General features: G+C 60.2%; 19 protein-coding genes, 1 tRNA gene and 1 pseudogene. 10 read left to right on the top strand and 11 right to left on the bottom strand.

Annotation, left to right across the window (positions count from 1 at the left end):
* Nucleotides 1-9: 9 nt before the first annotated feature.
* A complete protein-coding gene (dapA, locus tag AC07RO_RS09500) occupies nucleotides 10-888 on the bottom strand; it encodes a 4-hydroxy-tetrahydrodipicolinate synthase (protein ID WP_282370503.1) in 879 nt (292 codons plus the stop codon).
* A 313-nt stretch (nucleotides 889-1,201) separates the two neighbouring features.
* Between dapA and AC07RO_RS09495 the strand changes: the two genes are divergently transcribed.
* On the top strand, nucleotides 1,202-1,765 hold the full coding sequence (locus tag AC07RO_RS09495; RefSeq protein WP_037014004.1) for a glycine cleavage system transcriptional repressor: 564 nt from the start codon (nucleotides 1,202-1,204) through the stop codon (nucleotides 1,763-1,765).
* 10 nt (nucleotides 1,766-1,775) lie between these two features.
* Nucleotides 1,776-2,249 carry a peroxiredoxin gene (locus tag AC07RO_RS09490; RefSeq protein WP_495085893.1) on the top strand — a complete coding sequence of 158 codons (474 nt, stop codon included), beginning with the start codon at nucleotides 1,776-1,778 and terminating at the stop codon, nucleotides 2,247-2,249.
* A gap of 115 nt (nucleotides 2,250-2,364) precedes the next feature.
* Here the strand turns inward: AC07RO_RS09490 and AC07RO_RS09485 are convergent, their stop codons facing one another.
* Nucleotides 2,365-3,435, bottom strand: a complete 1,071-nt coding sequence (locus AC07RO_RS09485; RefSeq protein WP_495085892.1) for an AI-2E family transporter — start codon at nucleotides 3,433-3,435, stop codon at nucleotides 2,365-2,367.
* A 37-nt stretch (nucleotides 3,436-3,472) separates the two neighbouring features.
* Nucleotides 3,473-3,724, bottom strand: coding sequence for a sulfurtransferase TusA family protein (locus AC07RO_RS09480; protein WP_495085891.1), 252 nt, complete (start codon nucleotides 3,722-3,724; stop codon nucleotides 3,473-3,475).
* Nucleotides 3,725-3,870: 146 nt separating this feature from the next.
* Here AC07RO_RS09480 and AC07RO_RS09475 point away from each other — a divergent pair, with 146 nt between their 5' ends.
* Nucleotides 3,871-5,307 carry a M48 family metalloprotease gene (locus tag AC07RO_RS09475; RefSeq protein ID WP_065986750.1) on the top strand — a complete coding sequence of 479 codons (1,437 nt, stop codon included), beginning with the start codon at nucleotides 3,871-3,873 and terminating at the stop codon, nucleotides 5,305-5,307.
* A 91-nt stretch (nucleotides 5,308-5,398) separates the two neighbouring features.
* Here the strand turns inward: AC07RO_RS09475 and nadA are convergent, their stop codons facing one another.
* Nucleotides 5,399-6,457, bottom strand: a complete 1,059-nt coding sequence (nadA, locus tag AC07RO_RS09470; protein ID WP_495085890.1) for a quinolinate synthase NadA — start codon at nucleotides 6,455-6,457, stop codon at nucleotides 5,399-5,401.
* Between the two features lie 254 nt (nucleotides 6,458-6,711).
* Between nadA and AC07RO_RS09465 the strand changes: the two genes are divergently transcribed.
* The 5 genes from AC07RO_RS09465 (at nucleotide 6,712) to AC07RO_RS09445 (ending at nucleotide 12,891) form a co-directional block, all read left to right on the top strand.
* Nucleotides 6,712-8,571: an ABC transporter ATP-binding protein gene (locus tag AC07RO_RS09465; protein WP_192170875.1), complete on the top strand. Its 1,860-nt coding sequence runs from the start codon at nucleotides 6,712-6,714 to the stop codon at nucleotides 8,569-8,571.
* A gap of 145 nt (nucleotides 8,572-8,716) precedes the next feature.
* Entirely contained in the window at nucleotides 8,717-9,319 is a 603-nt protein-coding gene (locus AC07RO_RS09460) for a TetR/AcrR family transcriptional regulator (protein WP_192170874.1), read from the top strand.
* Nucleotides 9,320-9,534: 215 nt separating this feature from the next.
* A complete protein-coding gene (locus tag AC07RO_RS09455; RefSeq protein ID WP_495085889.1) occupies nucleotides 9,535-10,308 on the top strand; it encodes an alpha/beta fold hydrolase in 774 nt (257 codons plus the stop codon).
* A gap of 109 nt (nucleotides 10,309-10,417) precedes the next feature.
* On the top strand, nucleotides 10,418-11,107 hold the full coding sequence (locus tag AC07RO_RS09450) for a type 1 glutamine amidotransferase domain-containing protein (protein ID WP_346625507.1): 690 nt from the start codon (nucleotides 10,418-10,420) through the stop codon (nucleotides 11,105-11,107).
* 281 nt (nucleotides 11,108-11,388) lie between these two features.
* Nucleotides 11,389-12,891, top strand: coding sequence for a M10 family metallopeptidase C-terminal domain-containing protein (locus AC07RO_RS09445; RefSeq protein WP_495085888.1), 1,503 nt, complete (start codon nucleotides 11,389-11,391; stop codon nucleotides 12,889-12,891).
* Nucleotides 12,892-13,008: 117 nt separating this feature from the next.
* Here the strand turns inward: AC07RO_RS09445 and AC07RO_RS09440 are convergent, their stop codons facing one another.
* From AC07RO_RS09440 to AC07RO_RS09420, 5 genes and pseudogenes are all read right to left on the bottom strand, one after another.
* Nucleotides 13,009-14,406 (bottom strand): NAD-dependent succinate-semialdehyde dehydrogenase, encoded by a 1,398-nt coding sequence (locus AC07RO_RS09440; protein ID WP_495086033.1) that lies wholly within the window; start codon nucleotides 14,404-14,406, stop codon nucleotides 13,009-13,011.
* A 105-nt stretch (nucleotides 14,407-14,511) separates the two neighbouring features.
* The gene (locus AC07RO_RS09435) at nucleotides 14,512-15,321 is read right to left on the bottom strand and encodes a helix-turn-helix transcriptional regulator (protein ID WP_192170869.1); all 810 of its coding nucleotides are present in this window, start codon (nucleotides 15,319-15,321) and stop codon (nucleotides 14,512-14,514) included.
* Between the two features lie 52 nt (nucleotides 15,322-15,373).
* Nucleotides 15,374-17,401, bottom strand: coding sequence for an FIST N-terminal domain-containing protein (locus AC07RO_RS09430; protein ID WP_495085887.1), 2,028 nt, complete (start codon nucleotides 17,399-17,401; stop codon nucleotides 15,374-15,376).
* Nucleotides 17,402-17,546: 145 nt separating this feature from the next.
* A pseudogene (locus tag AC07RO_RS09425) lies at nucleotides 17,547-17,695 on the bottom strand (NAD(P)H-dependent oxidoreductase); the annotation flags it as partial.
* Between the two features lie 169 nt (nucleotides 17,696-17,864).
* Nucleotides 17,865-18,686, bottom strand: a complete 822-nt coding sequence (locus AC07RO_RS09420) for an NADPH-dependent oxidoreductase (protein WP_282373426.1) — start codon at nucleotides 18,684-18,686, stop codon at nucleotides 17,865-17,867.
* Between the two features lie 113 nt (nucleotides 18,687-18,799).
* On the opposite strand from AC07RO_RS09420, the gene AC07RO_RS09415 reads away from it, so the two are divergent.
* Both AC07RO_RS09415 and AC07RO_RS09410 read left to right on the top strand, forming a co-directional pair.
* The gene (locus tag AC07RO_RS09415) at nucleotides 18,800-19,114 is read left to right on the top strand and encodes a DUF7693 family protein (RefSeq protein ID WP_495085886.1); all 315 of its coding nucleotides are present in this window, start codon (nucleotides 18,800-18,802) and stop codon (nucleotides 19,112-19,114) included.
* Between the two features lie 113 nt (nucleotides 19,115-19,227).
* The gene (locus AC07RO_RS09410; RefSeq protein ID WP_495085885.1) at nucleotides 19,228-20,328 is read left to right on the top strand and encodes a hypothetical protein; all 1,101 of its coding nucleotides are present in this window, start codon (nucleotides 19,228-19,230) and stop codon (nucleotides 20,326-20,328) included.
* Between the two features lie 110 nt (nucleotides 20,329-20,438).
* Here AC07RO_RS09410 and AC07RO_RS09405 read toward each other — a convergent pair.
* A tRNA-Lys gene (locus AC07RO_RS09405) sits at nucleotides 20,439-20,514 on the bottom strand.
* 63 nt (nucleotides 20,515-20,577) lie between these two features.
* On the bottom strand, nucleotides 20,578-21,252 hold the full coding sequence (queC, locus tag AC07RO_RS09400) for a 7-cyano-7-deazaguanine synthase QueC (protein WP_282373423.1): 675 nt from the start codon (nucleotides 21,250-21,252) through the stop codon (nucleotides 20,578-20,580).
* Nucleotides 21,253-21,262 lie beyond the last annotated feature (10 nt).

The following is a 21,262-nucleotide window of genomic DNA, read 5'->3' as shown; positions in this document are numbered from 1 at the left end:
GCTTCCTCATTAGACCAATACACCGGACTGGCGCAGGGCCTGACGCAGCGGCTCGCGGCAGGACTCGCTGAGCCAGGTGAGCGGCAGACGAATACCGTCTGGCATCAAACCCATCTCATGCAGGGCCCATTTCACGGGAATAGGGTTCGATTCGATGAACAGTGTCTTGTTCAGCGGCATCAGTTTTTCATGGATTTTGCGGGCGGTGTCGGCGTCACCGGCCATCGCGGCCTTGCACAGATCGGCCATGGCGCGCGGCGCAACGTTGGCGGTGACCGAGATATTGCCTTTGCCACCGAGCAACATCAGCTCGACGGCAGTTGCGTCATCGCCGGAATAGACCAGGAAGTCGCTGCTCACGCCGGCAAGAATATCCTTGGCGCGCTGCAGGTCTCCGGTGGCTTCCTTGATCGCGATGATGTTTTTGACTGTCGACAGGCGGATAACGGTTTCGGCTGACATGTCGCAGGCGGTACGGCCCGGCACGTTATACAGAATCTGCGGGATGTCGACGGCTTCGGCGATGTGCTTGAAGTGCTGGTACAAGCCTTCCTGAGTCGGCTTGTTGTAGTACGGGGTGACCAGCAGGCAGGCATCGGCACCGGCGTTCTTGGCGTTGGTGGTCAGTTCGACCGCCTCGCGGGTGGAGTTGGCGCCCGTGCCGGCGATGACCGGAATGCGGCCAGCGACCTGCTGAACCACGCGGCGGATGACTTCGATGTGCTCGTTGACGTCGAGCGTCGCGGATTCACCGGTGGTGCCGACGGCAACAATGGCGTTGGTGCCCTCTTGCAGGTGAAAGTCCACCAGTTTGCTCAGGCTGTCCCAGTCGAGACGACCTTGTGCATCCATGGGTGTGACCAGTGCCACCATACTGCCCGCAATCATGCAAACCGCTCCTGCCGGAAAAAGAGAGCGGTAATGGTACTGGCGCCATGATCCTTGCACAAGGCGAGCATTCCCCTCGGCGCCGGTTTTCGCTACCCTTCGGTCTTTGATCGGTACGGGTCATCTGCCCGGCTCGTTCGACTGCTCGATTTTGTCGTCACTTACCCCGCCCTGCGTCGTTATCGCGCGCCATGACAGGCTCATGGCCGCGATTGACGGCTGCGGGTCGGGGCGACATCACGATGCCTTCGTCCGTCGAGCCCGCCGGCACAGGCCTGCTGCGTACCGACCGCTCATCGTTTAGGAATGCTGCATGTCATCCATCCCCACAGTTCGCGAACAATTCCTTGTCATCAGTGCCCTTGGCGCCAACCCAATGGAGCTGACCAACGTCCTGTGCCGCGCCAGTAACGAAAGCCGTTGCTCGGTCGTCAGCTCTCGCCTTACTCGCCACGGTGAGTGCAGCGCGCTGATCCTGCAGATATCCGGCAGCTGGGACGCCCTGGCGCGTCTGGAAACCGGCCTGCCCAACCTGGCGAAGAAACACGCCTTCACCGTCAATGTGGTGCGCAGTGCTTCGCTGGAAAACCGTCCGGAAGCCCTGCCTTACGTGGCGTACGTCAGTTCGGCGTATCGCCCGGACATAATCAACGAGCTGTGCCAGTTCTTCATCGACCACAACGTCGAGCTGGAAAACCTGATCTGCGACACCTATCAGGCCCCACAGACCGGCGGCACCATGCTCAACGCGACGTTCACCGTGACATTGCCGGCCGGTACCCAGATCAGCTGGCTGCGTGACCAGTTCCTGGACTTCGCCGACGCACTCAACCTCGATGCGCTGATCGAACCATGGCGCCCTCAAGCACCGATGTAAGGAGTCTCGAATGGCTGTAGAACTCGACCAAGCGGTTGCCGACTTTCAGGTGCAGGCCACGAGCGAACAGGCGGTCAGCCTGTCGGCGCTCAAAGGTCAGCAAGTCGTCCTTTATTTCTACCCGAAGGACAGCACCCCTGGTTGCACCACTCAAGGCCAGGGCTTTCGCGATCATCACGCCGACTTCAAGGCCGCCAACACGGTGGTGTTCGGGGTTTCGCGGGACAGCCTGAAATCCCACGAGAACTTCAAGGCCAAGCAGGAATTCCCGTTCGAGCTGATCTCGGACAAGGATGAATCGCTGTGCCAGCTGTTCGATGTGATCAAGTTGAAAAAGCTATACGGCAAGGAATACCTGGGCGTCGACCGCAGCACCTTCCTGATCGACAAGGACGGTGTGCTGCGTAAAGAGTGGCGCGGCGTGAAAGTGCCGGGGCATGTGGCGGCGGTGCTGGAAGCAGCTCAGGCGCTGAACCAGGCTTGATCGCCATCATGTAGGCCTGAGCTTCCCCGCGATCGGGGGCCGTTTAGTCATCGTAGGTTGACCATGACGACGCCGATCGCGAGCAAGCTCACTCCTCCAAAAAGCGAGACAACGCCTATAACAACGGCGCCACCGTCGGTTCGTTCCGTGGCCACGCATCCAGTACGGCCTTGAACAGGGTCGCCAGCGGAATCGCAAAGAAAATCCCCCAGAACCCCCATAGCCCTCCGAACAACAGCACGGCGCAGATGATCGCGACCGGGTGCAAGCTCACGGTCTGGGAGAACAGCAGCGGCACCAGAACATTGCCGTCCAGGGTCTGGATAATGCCGTGGACCACCATCAGATAGATGAACTGATCGCTCCAGCCCCACTGGAACAGCGCGATGAGCGCCACCGGCACTGTCACCACGACTGCGCCCACGTACGGCACGACCACCGAAATCCCTACCAGCATCGCCAGCAACGCCGAGTAATTCAGCCCCATGGTCACGAAGGCAATGTACGTCACCCCGCCGCAGATGAAGATCTCAATGACCTTGCCGCGAATGTAGTTGGCGATCTGCCGATTCATTTCCTCGGCCACATGGGTAATCAGCGTACGTTCCCGGGGCAGATAGCCCCTCGCCCAACGGCTGATCATCCGACGATCCTTGAGGAAGAAGAACACCAGGATCGGCACCAGCACCAGGTAGATCATCATGTTGACCAACAGCGGCAAGCTGGACAGGGAAAACGTCAGCGCCCATTGCCCGAACTTTCCGACCTCGCCGCGCGCCACTTCGATGGCCTGCAGGACCTGTTCGTCCGACACCAGATGCGGATAACGCTCCGGCAGCAGCAACAGCAACGACTGCCACTTGGCGAGCATGCCGGGCAATTCGTTGAACAAGGTGATGAGCTGTCGCCACAGCAGTGGGACCAGAACCAGCAAAAACAGCGCCAGCGCCCCCATGAATAACGCGAAGACCAGTCCGACTGCGCCACCTTCCGGGACCCGCAGGCGTTCAAGCAGGTTGACCAACCCCTGCATCAGAAAGGCGAGCACCAGTCCGGCCAGCACCGGGGCAAGCATGCCACCGAGGGTGAGAACAACGGTAAATCCGAGAACCAACAGCACTGCCAGCACTACCGCTTCCTCGTCGGAAAAGTAGCGCTGTATCCAGTCGCGAAGCACTTTGAACATCAAGAATCCTAAGGGGGTTGCGAGGGGTCAGAAACGCTCAGGCCTTGCGTAGCCAATACCGATAAATGCCGTCAGCGCTTTCTTCGTGCAGCAGCGCGTGCCCGGCCAGTTTTGCGAAGGTACGGAAGTCGCGCTGCGAGCCTGCATCGGTGGCCGTCACTTTGAGGACCGCGCCGCTGGCCAGACGGTTGAGTTCCATCTTGGCCTTGAGCAAGGGAAGCGGGCAGTTGAGGCCGCTGGCGTCGAGCTCTGCATCGCAGGCTGCGGGGTGTCCTACAGCGTCAGACATCGTTTCTCTCCGGATAGACACATCCGCCCTCGCATAAAAGCAGTCAGGCGGAAGAACATTCTTACAAGTTTTCCAGAATACCCCACTCTGGTCAGCAAGCCATCGAGCCAGCTACAGTGGCGCCTTTCTGCCCCAGAGTTTCGTGCATGAATTTTTTGCGCCCCACGCTGCTGACCCTCGCATGCCTGCTGGCAGCGCCGAGCTTCGCAGAAGATGACCTGCCCTCCCTCGGCGACGCGAGTTCATCCATCGTTTCTCCCCAGCAAGAACATGACCTGGGGCGTGCCTGGCTCGGGCTGCTGCGCTCTGAAGTGGCGCAGCTGTCCGACCCGCTGCTCAAGGACTTCGTCGAGTCCTCGGTCTATCGGCTGGCCGAAACCAGCCAGGTGCAGGACCGCCGGCTCGAATTCATCCTGATCAACACGCCGGAGATCAACGCCTTCGCAGCGCCCGGCGGGATCATCGGAGTCAACGGCGGGTTGTTCCTCCATGCAGAGACCGAAGGCGAATACGCCGCGGTCCTCGCCCACGAACTGGCTCACTTGTCGCAACGGCACTTCGCCAGGGGCGTGCAGGCGCAGCAGCGCATGCAAGTGCCGGTGATGGCGGCGATGCTCGCCGGTATTGTCATGGCCGCAGCGGGCGCGGGGGATGCGGGGATTGCCGCAATTGCCGGCACCCAGGCCGCCGCGATTCAGGAGCAGGCGCGGTTCTCCCGGCAAAACGAAGCAGAAGCCGACCGCATCGGCATTCTCAATCTGGAAAAGGCCGGCTACGATCCGCGCAACATGCCCACCATGTTCGAGCGGTTGGCGCGCCAGTATCGCTACGACGCCAAGCCACCGGAATTCCTGATGAGCCACCCGGTGACCGAATCCCGTATTGCCGACACGCGCAATCGCGCCGAGCAAGCCAAGCCCGGCGGCAAGGAAGACAGCCCTGCGTATCAACTGATGCGCGCACGCACCGTGCTGATATACGAAGAAACCCCGGGCATGGCGGCCAAGCGTTTCCGTGCGCAACTGGCCGAGAACCCGAAAAACGATGCGGCTCGCTACGGCCTGGCACTGGCCCAGACCAAAGCGGGTCAGCTGAATGAGGGCCGCGAGACGCTGAAGCCCCTGCTCGACAAGGCGCCGGACAACATTCCCTACAACCTCGCCGCCGTGAATCTGGACATCTCCAACAATCGCCTGCCCGACGCTCAACAGCGGGTGGACCGGATGTTGAACCTGTACCCGGACAACTATCCGCTCAATCAGGCGAAAGTCGACGTCCTGCTCAAGCAGTCCAAGGCGCCGGAAGCGCTGAAGTCTCTGGAGATTCTGTTGAAGAGCCGCCCGGACGATCCGGACATCTGGAATCAGGTGGCGGACACCCGTGGTTTGTCGGGCAACACCATCGGCCTGCACCAGGCCCGTGCCGAATACTTCGCGCTGATGGGCGATTTCAAGCAGGCGATTCAACAGCTTGAATTTGCCAAGCGACGGGCGAACAACAACTTCCAGCTGGCCTCACGCATCGACGCGCGGCAGCAGGAAATCATTGCTCAGGAGCGGGCGGTGAAGGACATGATGAATTGAGGTGAACTACGGTCAGCTCCAAGCGGCAAGCCATAAGCTGCAAGATGGAATGCAGCAAATCGGCTTGAGGCTTGCAGCTTGCCGCTGTGAATCAGGCGTTACCAGAGCTCTTCATCCGCGCCGCCTGAGTAAAGTCGAGCATGCGCTGCAACGGCCGAACGGCGTGAGGGATAACCGCCGGGTCGACGAAGATTTCGTTGGTACCTTCGCGCAAACACTGAAGCGTGCGCGCCAGCGTGTTCATCGCCATCCACGGGCAATGGGCGCAACTGCGGCATGCGGCGCCATTACCTGCGGTCGGTGCCTCAATGAAGACCTTGTCCGGGCACAGCTGCTGCATCTTGTAGAAGATGCCGCGATCGGTGGCGACGATGAAGGTGGTGTTCGGCAGCGTTTGCGCCGCCTTGATCAACTGGCTGGTAGAGCCCACGGCGTCAGCCAGGTCGATAACCGATTCGGGGGACTCCGGGTGCACCAGAATGGCAGCGTCCGGGTACAACGCTTTCATGTCCTCAAGCTGCCGGGACTTGAACTCCTCGTGCACGATGCAGGCGCCGTCCCACAACAGCATGTCGGCCCCGGTCTCGCGCTGGATGTAACGCCCCAGATGCTTGTCGGGCGCCCAGATGATTTTCTCGCCGTTGTCCATCAGGCTCTCGACGATCTCCAACGCGCAGCTGGACGTCACCACCCAATCAGCACGGGCTTTTACAGCGGCTGAGGTATTGGCGTAAACCACCACGGTACGCTCGGGATGCTGATCGCAGAACGCAGCGAACTCCTCGACCGGGCAACCAAGGTCCAGCGAGCAGGTAGCCTCAAGGGTTGGCATCAGGATGCGTTTTTCGGGAGTGAGGATTTTTGCGGTTTCACCCATGAAACGCACCCCGGCCACCAAAACGGTTTTCGCCGGATGGTTTTTGCCGAATCGCGCCATCTCCAGAGAATCCGAAACGCAACCGCCGGTTTCTTCCGCCAGCGCCTGAATCACCGGATCGCAGTAGTAGTGAGCGACCAGCACAGCGTCCTGAGCCTTGAGCTCGGCGGCGATCAAACGGCGGTACTCAGCCTCCTCTTCCGGGCTCAGGGTTTTGGGCTGTTTGGCGTCCAGGTGCGCTTGGACCAGAAGGCGTTCGGAGATGTGTGTCATGTCGGTGGACCTGAATGCGCGTACGGACGGAAAGTCCGCATGATAGAAAACGGCCGGGAAGTTAGCACGGGATCTGTTGAGCGATCACTTACCGGCAGTCACCGACTGCTGATCTTCAACCATCATGTTGGCGTCCCGGACGCCGCGAGACAGTCTCGAAATCGGGCGGAACGACCCACCCGTGAAAGCCTCGAACCCTCAAGTTAGCCATTCAATGGCAGAATCTGCGCCACTGGACAGTTTTGGAGACCCTCATGCTGCGCGTATTTGAACGACGGCTCGACCCCTTCCCACCCGACGAAGCACCGCCGCCACCAGTAGGTCTGGCGCGTTTTCTGTGGGCCTGCACCCGTGGAGCGCGTGGCTATATCCTCGCCCTTGCGGTGCTCAGCGCCTGTGTATCGCTTTACGAAGCCTGGCTCTTCTCGTTCCTCGGGCAAGTGGTCGATCTGCTCTCAACCTGGAAGGACGGCGGCGCCACCGCGGGCGAGGAAAGTCGAGCGCTGTGGGGCATCGGCATTGTGCTGGTGATCAGCATCGGGCTGGTGGCCATGCGCACGATGGTTCAGCACCAGGTGCTGGCGATCAACCTGCCGCTGCGGCTGCGCTGGGATTTTCACCGACTGATGCTGCGGCAAAGCCTGTCGTTCTTCTCCGACGAGTTCTCCGGTCGGGTCACCACCAAGGTGATGCAGACCGCGCTGGCGGTGCGGGACGTGCTGTTCACCCTGATCGAAATCGCGCCCGGCATCGGCGTTTATTTCATTGCGATCATCGCGCTGGCCGGCGGCTTCGCCTTGAAGCTGATGCTGCCGTTCATGGCCTGGATCGTATTGTTCGGCCTGGCCATGCTGTACTTCGTGCCGCGCCTGGGCAAAGTCGGTCAGGAGCAGGCCAACGCGCGGTCGTCGATGACCGGGCGGATCTCCGATGCCTACACCAACATCACCACGGTGAAACTGTTCTCCCACTCCAAACGCGAAGCGCAGTTTGCGCGTGCGGCGATGGAGGACTTCAAGCAGACCGGCTTTCGCCAGATGCGTCTGGTGAGCCAGTTCGAGATCGTCAATCAGGCACTGGTTGTCGCGCTGATTCTGGGCGCAGGCGGTTATGCCCTGTGGCTGTGGCATCAGGGTGACGTCGGCACCGGCGCGGTGGCCGCGATTACCGCCATGGCGCTGCGCATCAATGGCATGTCCCACTGGATCATGTGGCAGATGACCTCGCTGTTCGAGAACATCGGCACGGTGCAGGACGGCATGGCGACCCTGACTCAGGGCCCTAAAGTGCAGGACGCGCCGGATGCAGCCGTGTTGAAGACCACCGGCGGCGCCGTGACCTTTGACAACGTCAGCTTCAACTACAACGGCGAGCGTCAGGTGCTGGAGGGTTTGAATCTCGCCATCCGCCCCGGCGAGAAGATCGGGCTGGTCGGACGTTCAGGCGCCGGCAAATCCACGCTGATCAATCTGCTGCTGCGCTTCTATGACGTGGACAGCGGCGAGATTCGCATCGATGGGCAGAACATCAGGCAGGTCACGCAAGACAGCCTGCGCAGCGCCATCGGCATGGTCACGCAAGATACGTCGCTGCTGCATCGGTCCATTCGCGACAACATCGCGTATGGCCGACCTGATGCCACCGATGAGGAAATCCACACCGCTGCGGCCAACGCCCAGGCCGACGGCTTCATCAGCCAGCTCAGCGACAAGCATGGTCACAGCGGCTACGACACGCTGGTGGGTGAGCGCGGCATCAAGCTGTCGGGCGGCCAGCGCCAACGGGTCGCCATTGCTCGCGTGATGCTGAAGAACGCGCCGATCCTGCTGCTGGACGAAGCCACCAGCGCCCTGGATTCGGAAGTCGAAGTGGCGATTCAGGAAAGCCTCGACGAAATGATGAAAGGCAAAACCGTCATTGCCATCGCCCACCGGCTGTCGACCATTGCGGCCATGGACCGGCTCATCGTGATGGACGACGGGCGCATCATCGAACAAGGCACCCACTCTGAACTGCTCAGCAAGAACGGCACGTACGCGCGGCTGTGGCATCACCAGAGCGGCGGGTTTCTGGGCGAAGATCAGGGGGTGCCTGAAGCGGTGGATCAGGTTTAGCGGGCAGGCGCGCTTTATAACCGCAGCGACACGACGGCGATGGGGCTTAAAGCTGTCGTGTCGAGCCGGGCCCCGCCGACACATGACAACATCGTCCATCAGAATCCGCTAGTAGACCGACTTACTAGGATGTATTCTCCGAGCCATGAATACTCCCCAAACACGTGGTTCATCTGATGTCCGTCAAGGAATCCTCGACGTCGGCCAACGCATCATGGCCGCCAAGGGGTATTCCGGCGTAGGCCTGAACGAAATTCTGGCCGCGGCGGGCGTGCCGAAAGGCTCCTTCTATCATTACTTCGGTTCCAAGGATGCCTTCGGCGAGGCGTTGCTTGAGCACTACTTCGACGACTACCTCGCGGATATTGATCGCATCCTCGGCGAGCCCGGCCTGCCCATGGGCGAGCGCCTGATGAGTTACTGGCGGGTCTGGCAAGACACCCAGTCGTTCCAGGAATGCCAGGGCAAGTGCCTCGCCGTGAAGCTCGGCGTTGAAGTGGCCGATCTGTCGGAAACCATGCGCGCCGTGCTCAAGCGCGGCACGGCCGGGATTACCGACCGGCTCGGCAGCGCGATTGAGGCTGGCATTGCCGACGGCTCGCTGCCCGCCTGCGAGAACCCCTATGCCGTTGCGCAAAGCCTGTACCAGCTGTGGGTCGGCGCCAGCGTGATGGTCAAGATCGAACGAAGCCTCGCGCCCTTCGAAACAGCCATGGCAACCACGCGCGTGATTCTGCGCCTGACCTGATCAGCGCCCCGCAATGTCCCGCCGCTCTCTTTGTCTTCGTTCCTCTTCTGCATAGCGCCTGCCGGTCTCTCCAGACCGGCTTTATACCTTCGCCGCCTCCACTGCCAAGCACGTCAAAAAGGGCTCCTGAAATAATTTGAAAATACCTCTAGACGACTGGTCTACTCAGAGGTAAGGTGTACCCACATTAACCCGCCGCCACAAGGACTGACGTGATGAAAACCAGAACAACGATCACCGCTCTCGCCACTGCCGTGACATTGCTCGCCGCCGCTGGATTCGCGTCAGCCCAAGACCGCCCTGCCGCTCCCCTGACCGCCAAGACTGTAGTGCTGGTCCACGGCGCTTTCGCCGACGGCTCCTCCTGGAACAAAGTGATTCCGCTGCTGGAAAAAGCCGGCCTCAATGTGGTGGCAGTGCAGAACCCGCTGGATTCCCTGGAAGGCGATGTCGCTGTCACCAAACGCGCCATTGCCGCTGCTCCAGGCCCGGTGGTTCTGGTGGGTCACTCCTGGGCTGGCGCGGTCATCACCGACGCTGGCGTCAACGACAAAGTCCGCTCGCTGGTCTACGTCGCCGCTTACGCCCCGGATGATGGCCAGTCAGTATTCGATGCCGTTAAAGGCTATCCCGACATGCCCGGCCAGGCCTCCTTCGTCAAAGATGCAGACGGCTACGTGAAAGTCAGCGACGAAGGCGTCGCCAAATTCTTCGCCCCTGATTTGCCCCGCGCCGAACAGAAACTCGTCGCCGCGACCCAAGGCGCGCTGAACATCAAAGCGCTGAGCCAGCCAATTCCCCACGCTGCCTGGCACAAGGTTCCTTCCTACTTTGTCGTGGCTACCCATGACCAAATCATCTCGCCACAACTGCAGCGCGATCAGGTGCAGCGCCTGCACGCCGATTCCATCGAAGTCCCTTCAAGCCACGTTGCGATGCTGGCCTATCCCAACGCCGTGGCTGACCTGATCATAAAAGCTGCCAAGTGAATTTCGTTTTGCCGCTGAACTAGACGACTAGTCTATTAATCCAAGTGAATGACGCTTTACCTTTTGGCTGCCCGGCAGTCTCAAACCTAAATCGAAAAGGAAATACCCGATGAAAGTTCTTATGGTTCTGACTTCCCACGACACCCTCGGCAACACCGGCCGTCCTACCGGCTTCTGGCTGGAAGAACTGGCCGCGCCCTACTACGCGTTCAGCGACATCAACGCCGAAATCGTTCTGGCGTCGCCACAAGGCGGTCAGCCTCCCCTGGACCCGAAGAGCAATGAGCCTGACTTCCAGACCGACCTGACCCGTCGCTTCGAGAAAGACGAAACCGCCAAAGCCCTGCTCGCCAACACCGTCCGCCTGGACAGCGTGTCCCAGGCAGATTTCGACGCTGTGTTCTACCCAGGCGGCCATGGCCCGCTGTGGGATCTGGCTGAAGACAAACACTCCGTCCAACTCATCGAATCGTTCATCGCCGCCAACAAGCCCGTCGCTGTCGTATGTCACGCCCCTGGCGTGCTGCGCCACGTGAAGAACGCCGACGGCACGCCGCTGGTTAAAGGCAAGACGGTCACCGGCTTTGCCAACAGCGAGGAAGAAGCCGTCGGCCTGACCAACGTGGTGCCTTTCCTGGTGGAAGACGAGCTGAAATCACTGGGCGGCGTCTACTCCAAAGGTCCGGACTGGGGCTCGTACGTCCTCACCGATGGTCTGCTGATCACCGGCCAGAACCCTGCTTCGTCTGGTCCTGCGGCAGACGTGCTGATCAAGGCACTGCAGAACAAATCGGCCTGATCACCGCCCGGCGCGAGGGGTGTTCGCCCCCCTCGCCGCTTCTCACCTTCGCACCGAGATAACCGCCATGAACTGGTAATGAACGGATTCAACCCGACCCCAGGCCCGACTTTATGTCGGGCTTTGTCGTTTCTGGACCGAGACGAATAATCAAACAAACGCGGCTTTGACGGGTCTACCACGCCAATGGCCGGCATTGATGAACGCTCACAATGCCTGCTGTAGCTGGATCTGCCGTCCACGGCGGTCGCAGTGCCAAACCTTTTATAGCGAGAAGAAAAATGGCTCAGGCAACGAAAACAGCACTGCAGAGTGAAGCGGATGAGGCGGTTGTCGTGACTGCTCATGGCACGTATGACAGCTACGTGGGCACGGCGGATGACGACACCCTCACGGGCACCACAAAGCGGGATTTCATCTTTGGAGGCGATGGCGACGACATCCTCACCGGTCAGGGAGGGGATCCCAATCCGTTCAGCAACGCACAGGATCGATATAACGGCGGTGCCGGCGTCGACACCCTCATCAGCCATCCTGCCTATTACTACGGCAACACCTTCGTCTACACATCAGTGACGGACAGTTACTTCGACAAACAGGGCTCGCACTCGGATCTGATCAAAAACTTCCAATCCAATGACGTACTTGACCTGACAGCGCTCGGGCTGGAGCGGGTTGGCAATGGCCACAACGGCGATCTGGCGGTCACTTACAACGCTGACGAGAACGTCACCTATGTTCGCTCGCTGGACAAAAACGCCGAGGGGCAGGCATTCGAAGTCCGGCTGGAAGGCGACCACGCCGCTCAGCTCGGCACGCAGAATTTCGCCCTGCGTTACGACCTGACGGCAGAAAGCAATGGCCGCGAACATCACGAGAGCGAAAAGCAATACGTCATCAGCGGGACCGATGGCGATGACTTTTTGATCGTTCCCAAAAGCGGCAACATCGTCACAGGTGGCGGTGGCGCTGATGAGATGTACAGCGGCGATGCACGTAACACCTTCGCCTTCGAACACATCACCGACAGCTTTGTTAACGACAGCTCGGGACACTCCAGTGTCGATTTGATCCACGACTTCCAGCTTGGCGAGGGCGACCTTCTGGACGTTTCGGCACTGGGTTTCACCGGCCTGGGCGATGGTTATAACGGCACCCTCAATTACAGCTACGACAGCGAAGCGGGTTACGCGATTGCCCAATCCTTCGAGGCCGATGGAGACGGCAACCGATTCGTGGTGCACCTGACGCAATACGAACGGTATCCGCTCACTGGCCTGCAGGACATGGACCGGTTCACCTTTGCCGGGGACTCTGCAGCAGACCGTGCCAACCAGACGCTGACCGGCGACAACTACCGTGACGAGTTCACCAACTCGACCGCAGGCGGCATCCTTGTCGGAGGCGGTGATGATGACCTGCTGGTGGGCAATACCGGCGTCGACACCTTTCGATACGTCGAGAAGAGCGATAGCTTTCGGGGCAATTCGGACTTCATCAAAAACTTCGATGCCACACAGGACCGGATCGATGTGTCAGCGCTGGGCTACACCGGCCTGGGCGACGGCACCGATGGCACGCTGAAGTTGATCTACGACGCGGCCACGCACCGTACCTATCTGAAGGATTACGAAGCGGACGCGGACGGTCACCGATTCGAGATCAGTATCGACAAGAACATCGCCAAGACTTTCACCGCCGATAACCTGATCGTGGCTGACGCGAATACTGCACACATCGAGCTGGTGGGCCTGGCACCTGCCGACCTGCACCCGATTGGCTGAATCCAGACGCGCCATCCCAATAGGGCAGGCATGAAAAAGCCGTCGCAAATGCGACGGCTTTTTTTGCAGCATGGGCGACTACAAACGTACGCCCACGCTGATACTGCTCACTGAATCTCAGTCAACGCTTTTGGCCCACACCGCCTGGGCGTTGGTGAATTCACGCAGCCCGAAGTGGGACAGTTCGCGGCCGTAGCCACTCTTCTTGACGCCGCCCACCGGGATCCGCGCGTTCGTCGCCGGGAAACCATTGATGAACACGCCACCGGTTTCCAGACGCCGGGCGATGCGTTGCGCGCGCGGGATGTCCTGGGTCCACAGGCTGCCGCCCAGTCCATAGTCACTGGTGTTCGCCAGCACGATGGCGTCTTCGGCGTTGGCGGCAATGGTGATCGCTGCCACCGGGCCGAAAGTTTCTTCGTCGAAGGCGGCCATGCCTGGCTTCACATCAGCCAGCACGGTGGGCGCGTAGAAGTTGCCGGGGCCTTCGATCTTCTTCCCGCCCAGCAGCAACGTCGCGCCGGCGGCGATAGTGCGTTGAACCTGGCCATCCAGCTCATCGCGCAGATCAGCGCGGGCCATCGGACCGACGTTGATCGCGCTGTCCAGCGGGTCGCCGACTTTCAGTTGCTCGACCGCTGCAACGAATTGACGCGTGAACTGCTCAGCGATCGGTGCCTCCAGAATGAAGCGCTTGGCCGCCAGACAGACCTGACCGGCGTTCTGGAAACGCGCCTCGACAGCAGCTTTCACCGCAAGGTCGATATTGGCGTCGGCCAACACAATGAAAGCGTCCGAGCCGCCCAGCTCCAGCAGGCTCTTCTTGAGCGCCTTGCCCGCCGTGGCTGCCACGGCAGAACCTGCGCGCATGCTGCCCGTCAGGGTGACGGCGGCGATGCGCGGGTCTTCGATAGTGCGGGCCACGGTGTCGTTGTCAGCAATAAGGTTGGTGAACAGCCCTTTGGGAAAGCCTGCCGCCTCGTAAGCTTCTTGCAGCGCGTAAGCCGAGCCCATGACGTTCGGCGCGTGCTTGAGCATGAAGCCATTGCCCGACAGCATGATCGGCCCGGATGCACGAATCACCTGCCACAGCGGGAAGTTCCAGGGCATCACCGCCAGCACAGTGCCAATCGGCAGGAAGGACACGTGGACTTCGTCGTCGCTGCCTACATTGACGGGCTCATCGGCAAGAATCGCCGGGCCGTTGTCAGCAATCCACTCGATCGTGGCCGCGCACTTCTCTACTTCTCCACGGGCCGCCGCCAGGGTCTTGCCCATTTCAGCGGTGATCAGCGCAGCGAAGGATTCCGACCGCTCACGCAGGGTATCCGCCAGACGGCGATAGGCCGCTACGCGCTCGCGCATTGGCGTGGCGCGCCACAGACGAAAGGCCGCAGCATTCACATCCAGCAACCGCTCGACGTCGGTCTGGGTCTGGAAGGGGTAAGTGGCGATCAGCTCACCGGTGGCCGGGTTGCGTGACGTAGCGACGTTTGGGGTGGAGATCGGGCTCAAGTCAGACATCGTGATTACCTCGTTGACGGTCGGTGCAGCAAACGTGCGCTGCGATGACCGCCACTTTAGGCAAGCCCGAAAAAGCCAGGAAGGCGTGTTGTTATCCTATGACCGTGAGTCATAGGCAGTGTGGCGGGGAATGTAGGTCACCAGCGACAGGTCCGGCCGCCCTTCAGGCGTCAGCGCGACGTAGGTGAAATCGATGTGGCCGCTGATGGGGTGCAGCAGACGCTTGCGGCCCTCTTCGAAACCTTTGACCTCGGTGTCCTGCCACCACTCTTTGAATTCAGGGCTCAGGGACGAGAGTTCTTCGATCAGGCTGTCGAACGGTGCCTTGTCCTGGGCCAGCGCGCGCGATGCCCGAAACGCACTGATCATGCCACGTGCCATCTGCTCCCAATCCAGAATGATGGTTCGGTACGGGATGTACAGAAACAACAGACGCAGCGTGTTGCGCTCATGGGGCTGCAACGAACCGTAGTCGACGAACAGCTCGGCGATGGCGTCGTTCCACGCCAGGATGTCGAGCCGGGCGTTGCGCACATACGCCGGAATGGGGTTGATGGCGCGCACCAGCATTTCCAGGCCGGCGGTCACCCCGCCGCCGGTGGCAGCAACCGGCACCTCCAGTGCGGAAAGCGCATACAGGTGCGCGGACTCCACACGATCGAGCTTGAGGACTTTGGATATCCGTTGCAGCGCGTCCGGCGAGGGCTGAATGTCGCGGCCCTGTTCAAGCCAGGTGTACCAACTGACGCTGACCCCGGCGAGCGCCGCCACTTCCTCACGGCGCAGTCCCGGGGTGCGGCGCGGCCCTTCTGGCAGGCCGAAATCATTCGGGTCGAGGCGCGCCCGTCGGCTGGACAGAAAATTGCCGAATTCGCGCCGCTGCTCTATCGAAGGTCTTTTTGCCATAACTCGCTCGTGGTCCACGTTTTGGTTGATCGCGGAAAACGGGCATCGTGGGTCAAGCTCTGGCGTGGGTCAAGCCGGTCAAGGTATCGGCGATGGCTTTGGTGCGCCGCGCCGTGCCTTCGGTGGCCTGGTTCGAGTTTTCCAGTGAGTCGAGCATTTCGCGTAGCGCGCCGACGCCGGTGGACTGGTCCTCGATCTGCTGCGCCACCCGCTGGATCTCGCTGGAGAGCAAGTCAATGTCGACGCCGATCTCGGCCGCGTTCTTGCGGGTGATTTCCGCCAGCTTGCGCACTTCGTCGGCGACCACGGCAAAGCCTCGGCCTAGATCCCCTGCCCGCGCCGCTTCGATCGCAGCGTTGAGCGCCAGCAGATTGGTCTGGCCGGCGATCTGTTGAATGACCTGCACGATGGACTGGATGCGCAGGCTCGATTCCGCGAGTGCTCGTGCGCCGACCACCGCTTCGTCCGCCTGGCTGACCAGCGCTACAACGGTATTGCCGGCGTTTGTCGAGACCGTGTTCTGCTGGTCGATCGTGCCGGCCAAATCGTCCATCGACAGGTGCAGCTCGCCGGAGTAGTGCTTGATCTGCGTGGACATCTCTTCCTGCTGCTGACCGGCCTGGGCAAGGACCCGACCCAGTGCGGCGAGGCCTTCGAAGACCGGAAGGACTTTGGTATCCAGCCCACGGGTGTCCAGCGCGTTATTGAAGTCGTTGAGCTTGAACGCCTCGATCTGCTTCACGATAACGTGATTCAAACCCACCATCTTCTTAAGCTGGCGGCGCAGGAAAAACGCCTTGAATTCGCCATAGTGCGCGATGAAATTGTCCACGTACTCATCCGTGAATGACGCGCCTTTTGCCACCCGAAAGAAGAAGATCGCCGTGAGCGTCTGGTTCAGGTTCAGGCCGAGAATTTCACCAAAGGTCGAGAACCCCACCAGCGGTACGTCACCGAACAATCCGGTCATGCTGCCCAGATCCTTGCCGTTGTTGGCCCGACGCAAGATGCAGTCGTTGAGGATCGCCGCGACAGGCTGCCCGCCCTTGCCGCGCAGGAATTGCTCGTAATCCACGCGGGTGGCTTCGCGCAACGGCGTACGCTTGACCATCACCAGCTCTTCGCCGGGGGCCACGTCGCAGAACAGCTGAATGATTTGCTGTGCATGGTCGATGCGCGCGATCGATCGCACGAACAACTCGCTGCCCACCCGAATGGCGAAGGAGTAATCAGCCAGATTCTTCTCAAGGGCGTGAGCGTCACAGTCAAAGGCGTTACACAGCGCCTGGACCATGCTCATGATGTTGCCCTTGCTGTCGATCACCTGGTCGATGGTGCGGTCTTCGACGGAAGCGGTCAGGACACTGAAGGTCAGCCCGGCGGGCTGGAAATTCTGACTTTTGAACACGCCGAAACGGATGTCGGCGGCGGTCTTGATGAAAACAATTTGCGCATGATTCTGATAGCTGCGCTTGCCGTCGTGGATCAGCGTCTTCTTGAAATCCGACTTGCCACCGGCCGAGCCGCCGACAAACAGGCAGGGAAAACGCCCGGACTCGTAGAGCGCTTCCATGAAGAACGATTCGGACGCAGACAAGCCGTCGAACACCACATAGGCCAGCGTGTCGCGATGGTCGATGGCGGTGCTGACCTGCGCACGCTTGATGTTGCTGACCAGTTTTTCGATGCGCTCACGCATCTCCATGCGCTTGCCACCGCTGCGGATATCTTCACACTCCAGTGGCACCATCACCACTTCGGCCGATGCAATCACGCTGCGCTCGAAGAGCTGCAAGACGATGCGGTCCCAACGATCGCCGGTTGCACAGTACAAACCGGTCGCACTGTTGCACAGCTCGCCGGAGGTGGTGCACAGGCTCAGCGCGCTATCGGGAAACCGCTGCTTTATGCGGGCGGCAATGTGGTCGATGTCCAGATGCGGTGAGACGAAGCCTGTCACCAGAACGGGAACTGAACGCACGCCCGCGAGGGCACGGTCCAGTTCGCCAGCGGTGCAGTTGATGCTGATCGCTTCCTGGCGGTTGGCACGGGATCGATTGAAGAGTTTGAGTGGGTTCATCGTTCGCTCACAGGAAAGGATCGCAGGGCGCATGCGTTACATACACAGAGCTTTTTTCTGTATCGGCCGCGGAAAATCTGACTTGAAGGACAGGACGTGGCGTTGGTCGGGGGGGCCAACCGAAGTCGGCACAATTGCGTCAATTTTAATCGACGTCAATGTAATGGATGCCAAAGTCGTGGCGCCCCGCGCGAGGTGCGGCTTGAGCGTGAGTGCCGGGATCTCATAATCGCCGGCATTCTGTCGACGAAACGGCAGTGGCGGATCGGTGAAGAGGTTATCCAGCCGCGTCGCATTATGGCCGGAACGCCTCCACCGCGATCCCGCCTACAGGTGGCTGCGCGACCTCATCGCTTCGACGGTCGAAACGACCTCCTGCCCGCCGCACTGACGCTGAACGCTGCATCAGTCATGCACAATCAATGCGCGCTGACCGCATGACTGAATCCCTGGAGCCACGTCATCAACGAAGGCCAAAACCCATCCGGATCAACTGCTCAACCAAATGTTCACGGCCATGGAGGTTTGAGGTGTCACGAAGTCGGTTGACGACCTGTTCGGACCAACCGTTTGCCCTCATTCCCTCGCGCTGGTAGAAAGCCCCCAACCGCTGATCATAAGTGGCGACTGCGGCCGACTCTGGCTCCGCTGCGTAGGTTTCGTGGTGAAGCACCGCAGCCTGTGGAAGCCTCGGTTTGACCTTCGCTGGCAGTTCGATGGAGGGGTAACCGACGCAGAGCCCAAACACGGGATAAACGTGTGCAGGCAATTCAAGTTCCTTGGCTACCCCCTCGATGTCATTGCGAATGGCCCCGATGTAAACGCTTCCAAGCCCCAACGATTCGAGTGCCACTACTGCATTCTGAGCCGCCAGTGAGGCATCTATCGTTCCGAGCAACAGGCTTTCGAGGTAGGGCAGTGCATGCAGTTCGGCGTGCTGCTGCTCGGCTACACGGGAAACGCGAGAGAGGTCGGCAAGCCATACCAGGAACAGCGGCGCTTGTCGGATGTATGCCTGGTTACCGGCAAGTGCCGAGAGACGCGCTTTGCGATCGGTGTCCCGCACCGCGACCACACTCCAGACCTGCAGGTTTGAAGAGCTGGCTGCAGACTGCGCAGCAGCAACCAGTGTTTCCATTAGCCCATCCGGCAGAGGCTCGGCGCTGAAGGCGCGAACGCTGCGATGGTCGAGCAACTGATCGATGGTATCGTTCCCGGTGGCGAGCGCAGATGCCTCGGGGTCCCCGTAGCGCGCTGCCATTCTGGATTGGTTGGTTGTGGTCATGGGTCTCTCCAAAAAAGTGACGCGAGGCTATCAAATCGATGCCATAGGCGCATGCCTTGCGCAGACGTTTTCACCCGGCCGCCCTGCTAGCCGAGCCATCAAGGGACATCCATTTGTCAGCAAAGCCTCTCAGTGCGCGTGACACCTGTCAGGTCCTGCGTGACATCGCCCTCGGCATTCGAGTGATGCGTCGGATGGACGGCAACGCTCAAGTCGACATCGACAGCGGCCTGATGATCGTAGAGGCTGATGGCTGGCTGATCACCTTTTACAAAGAGCACAATGCCCTGGATCACTGCGACCGCTGCCTCAGCCCCGAAGGTCGGGTCTACCTGTTTGACGCCCGCCAACGCTACGGCACTGATCCTCTTGAACTGCTGAGCACCTGGGAACGCGGTCAGCTGGAAACCCTGCTCTCCCTCATCTAACCGAACGCTCATACACCGCGCGCCAAAAAAGGGCTCCGCCCATAGCGTGGGATGACGGAACCAAAGCGACTCAGTTGCCACTCAAGCGGTATAAAGTCCAAAGCGGGTGGCGTATGTCGACGAAAGTGAGTGGGCCTGTTGATCAGCTCTTCGGCTTGCATAACAGCGATTTTGGCTCGCCCCAAGGGCGTCTGACTGACCAGCGCCAAGCGGGCGGAGGTATCGATTTTGGTACGTCGCCCGGTGCCGGTGCGCAGTCGGTGAACTTCGGGGGACCATCGCCCCACAACAGTGACAACCGAGTGAATCCCAGCGCGCAGGCGGCCAATCCCACCGATCAGGACCTGGCTGCATCGGTACGTAATCTGGTCGAGCAGATCATGCAGGCGCTCGCACAATTCATGCAGCAAAACCGGACCGACACGGGCGCGTCTTCTCAAAGCAGTGGCAGTCCGCAAGGCAAGTCGGCGGCAGTCTCCGCGCCCACTCAGCCGGCGGCTGCCAACGCTGGGTCCCAGCAAGCAGCCGCGACGCGAAGTGCGGCCCAGCCATCATCAGCCGCGCCTCAAGTGGCATCCACACCTCCGGCGAATGCTCAGACTGCGCCGGAGGCGACAGCTGCGCTTGCACCTGCAGGCAAGAGTACCGCCGTAGGTGATGCCGCCACCGCTGGCAGCGGGCCTTACTCGCTCAATATCACCAATACTCAAGACCATGCGATAAAGATTGGCCAGTTCGACAAGAATGAAAAGCTGGTAGGTGAACTGTCATTGGAGCCTGGGCAAAAAGGAACCATGAAGTACGAGGCAGACACGACGGGGCTGCTTAAACAGGCCGATGCGGACGGCAACTACAAGCCTGACGCGAGCCGCCTGGAGTTCTACAACGGTTTCATCAATACCAGCGACATTGATGGCCGCAACGCTGCAATTTATGCGAGCGACGGCAAAGGATTTGAAGTCGGAGACAAGCAAAGTATCGCTGACAAGGCACCTGACAGCATTACTTCCCTGGATTCTGCGGGGAACAAGACCATCGCCGGATGGTACGACGGGTCTACGGAGAAGATGAAACAGGGAGGCGATTTCCTGACCAAAGAGCTGGGCACTGGAATGACGTATCAGCATCCCAATGACGACACCCTGGGCCAGGGCAGCAACCCTATGCGCCATACGGACTCGATGTCCCTGGACGTGGTTTTCGGCAAGGCGTGAAATGGACGCGGGGGGCGCTGAGTTATTGAGTCAGCGCCGGCAGCTACTTTTTCACAGGCAAAAAAAAATCTGGAAATCCACATTTTCATGGGCCTTCCAGATTTTCGAAATGGTGGGTCGTGTGGGATTCGAACCTACGACCAATTGGTTAAAAGCCAACTGCTCTACCAACTGAGCTAACGACCCGCTTCGTTGTGGCGCGTATATTACTGATATTTCACAGTAATTCAATACCAAAGCGAAAATAATTTAAAAATAACGCGTCGGGTCCGTCACGCCAGCCGCCGCGAAGCCCTCAGCGCGCAAGCGGCAGCTGTCGCATTTCCCGCACGCACGTCCCTGCTCGTCGGCCTGATAGCAGGAAACCGTCAACCCGTAATCCACACCCAGACGCGTACCGGTTTTAACGATATCGGCCTTGCTCAGCATCTGCAGCGGCGCCTGTATCGTGAAGCCCTGGCCTTCAACGCCAGCCTTGGTAGCGAGATTGGCCATGCGCTCGAACGACTCGACAAATTCCGGACGGCAATCCGGGTAGCCGGAGTAATCCACGGCGTTGACACCGATGAAGATGTCTCTGGCACCGAGCACTTCGGCCCAGCCCAGTGCGAGAGAGAGAAAAACAGTATTGCGCGCCGGTACGTACGTCACCGGTATGCCTTCGCCCGGCGTCTCAGGCACCGCGATGCTGCTGTCAGTCAGCGCGGAACCGCCGATGCCGTTGAGATTGAGGCCGATAACCTTGTGCTCGACCACGCCCATATCGGCCGCTACACGCTCCGCCGCCTGCAACTCGGCGCGATGCCGTTGGCCGTAGTCGAAGCTCATGGTGTAGCAGCTGAAGCCATCGGCCTTGGCCATCGCCACCACAGTGGCCGAATCCAGCCCGCCGGACAGCAGGATTACCGCTCTTTTCTCAGTCATCGATTGCTCA

Source organism: Pseudomonas sp. GW821-FHT07F05 (assembly GCF_059418765.1).
The sequence above is the reverse complement of the archived record's forward strand: the minus strand, read 5'-3'. Positions and strand labels throughout refer to the sequence as shown.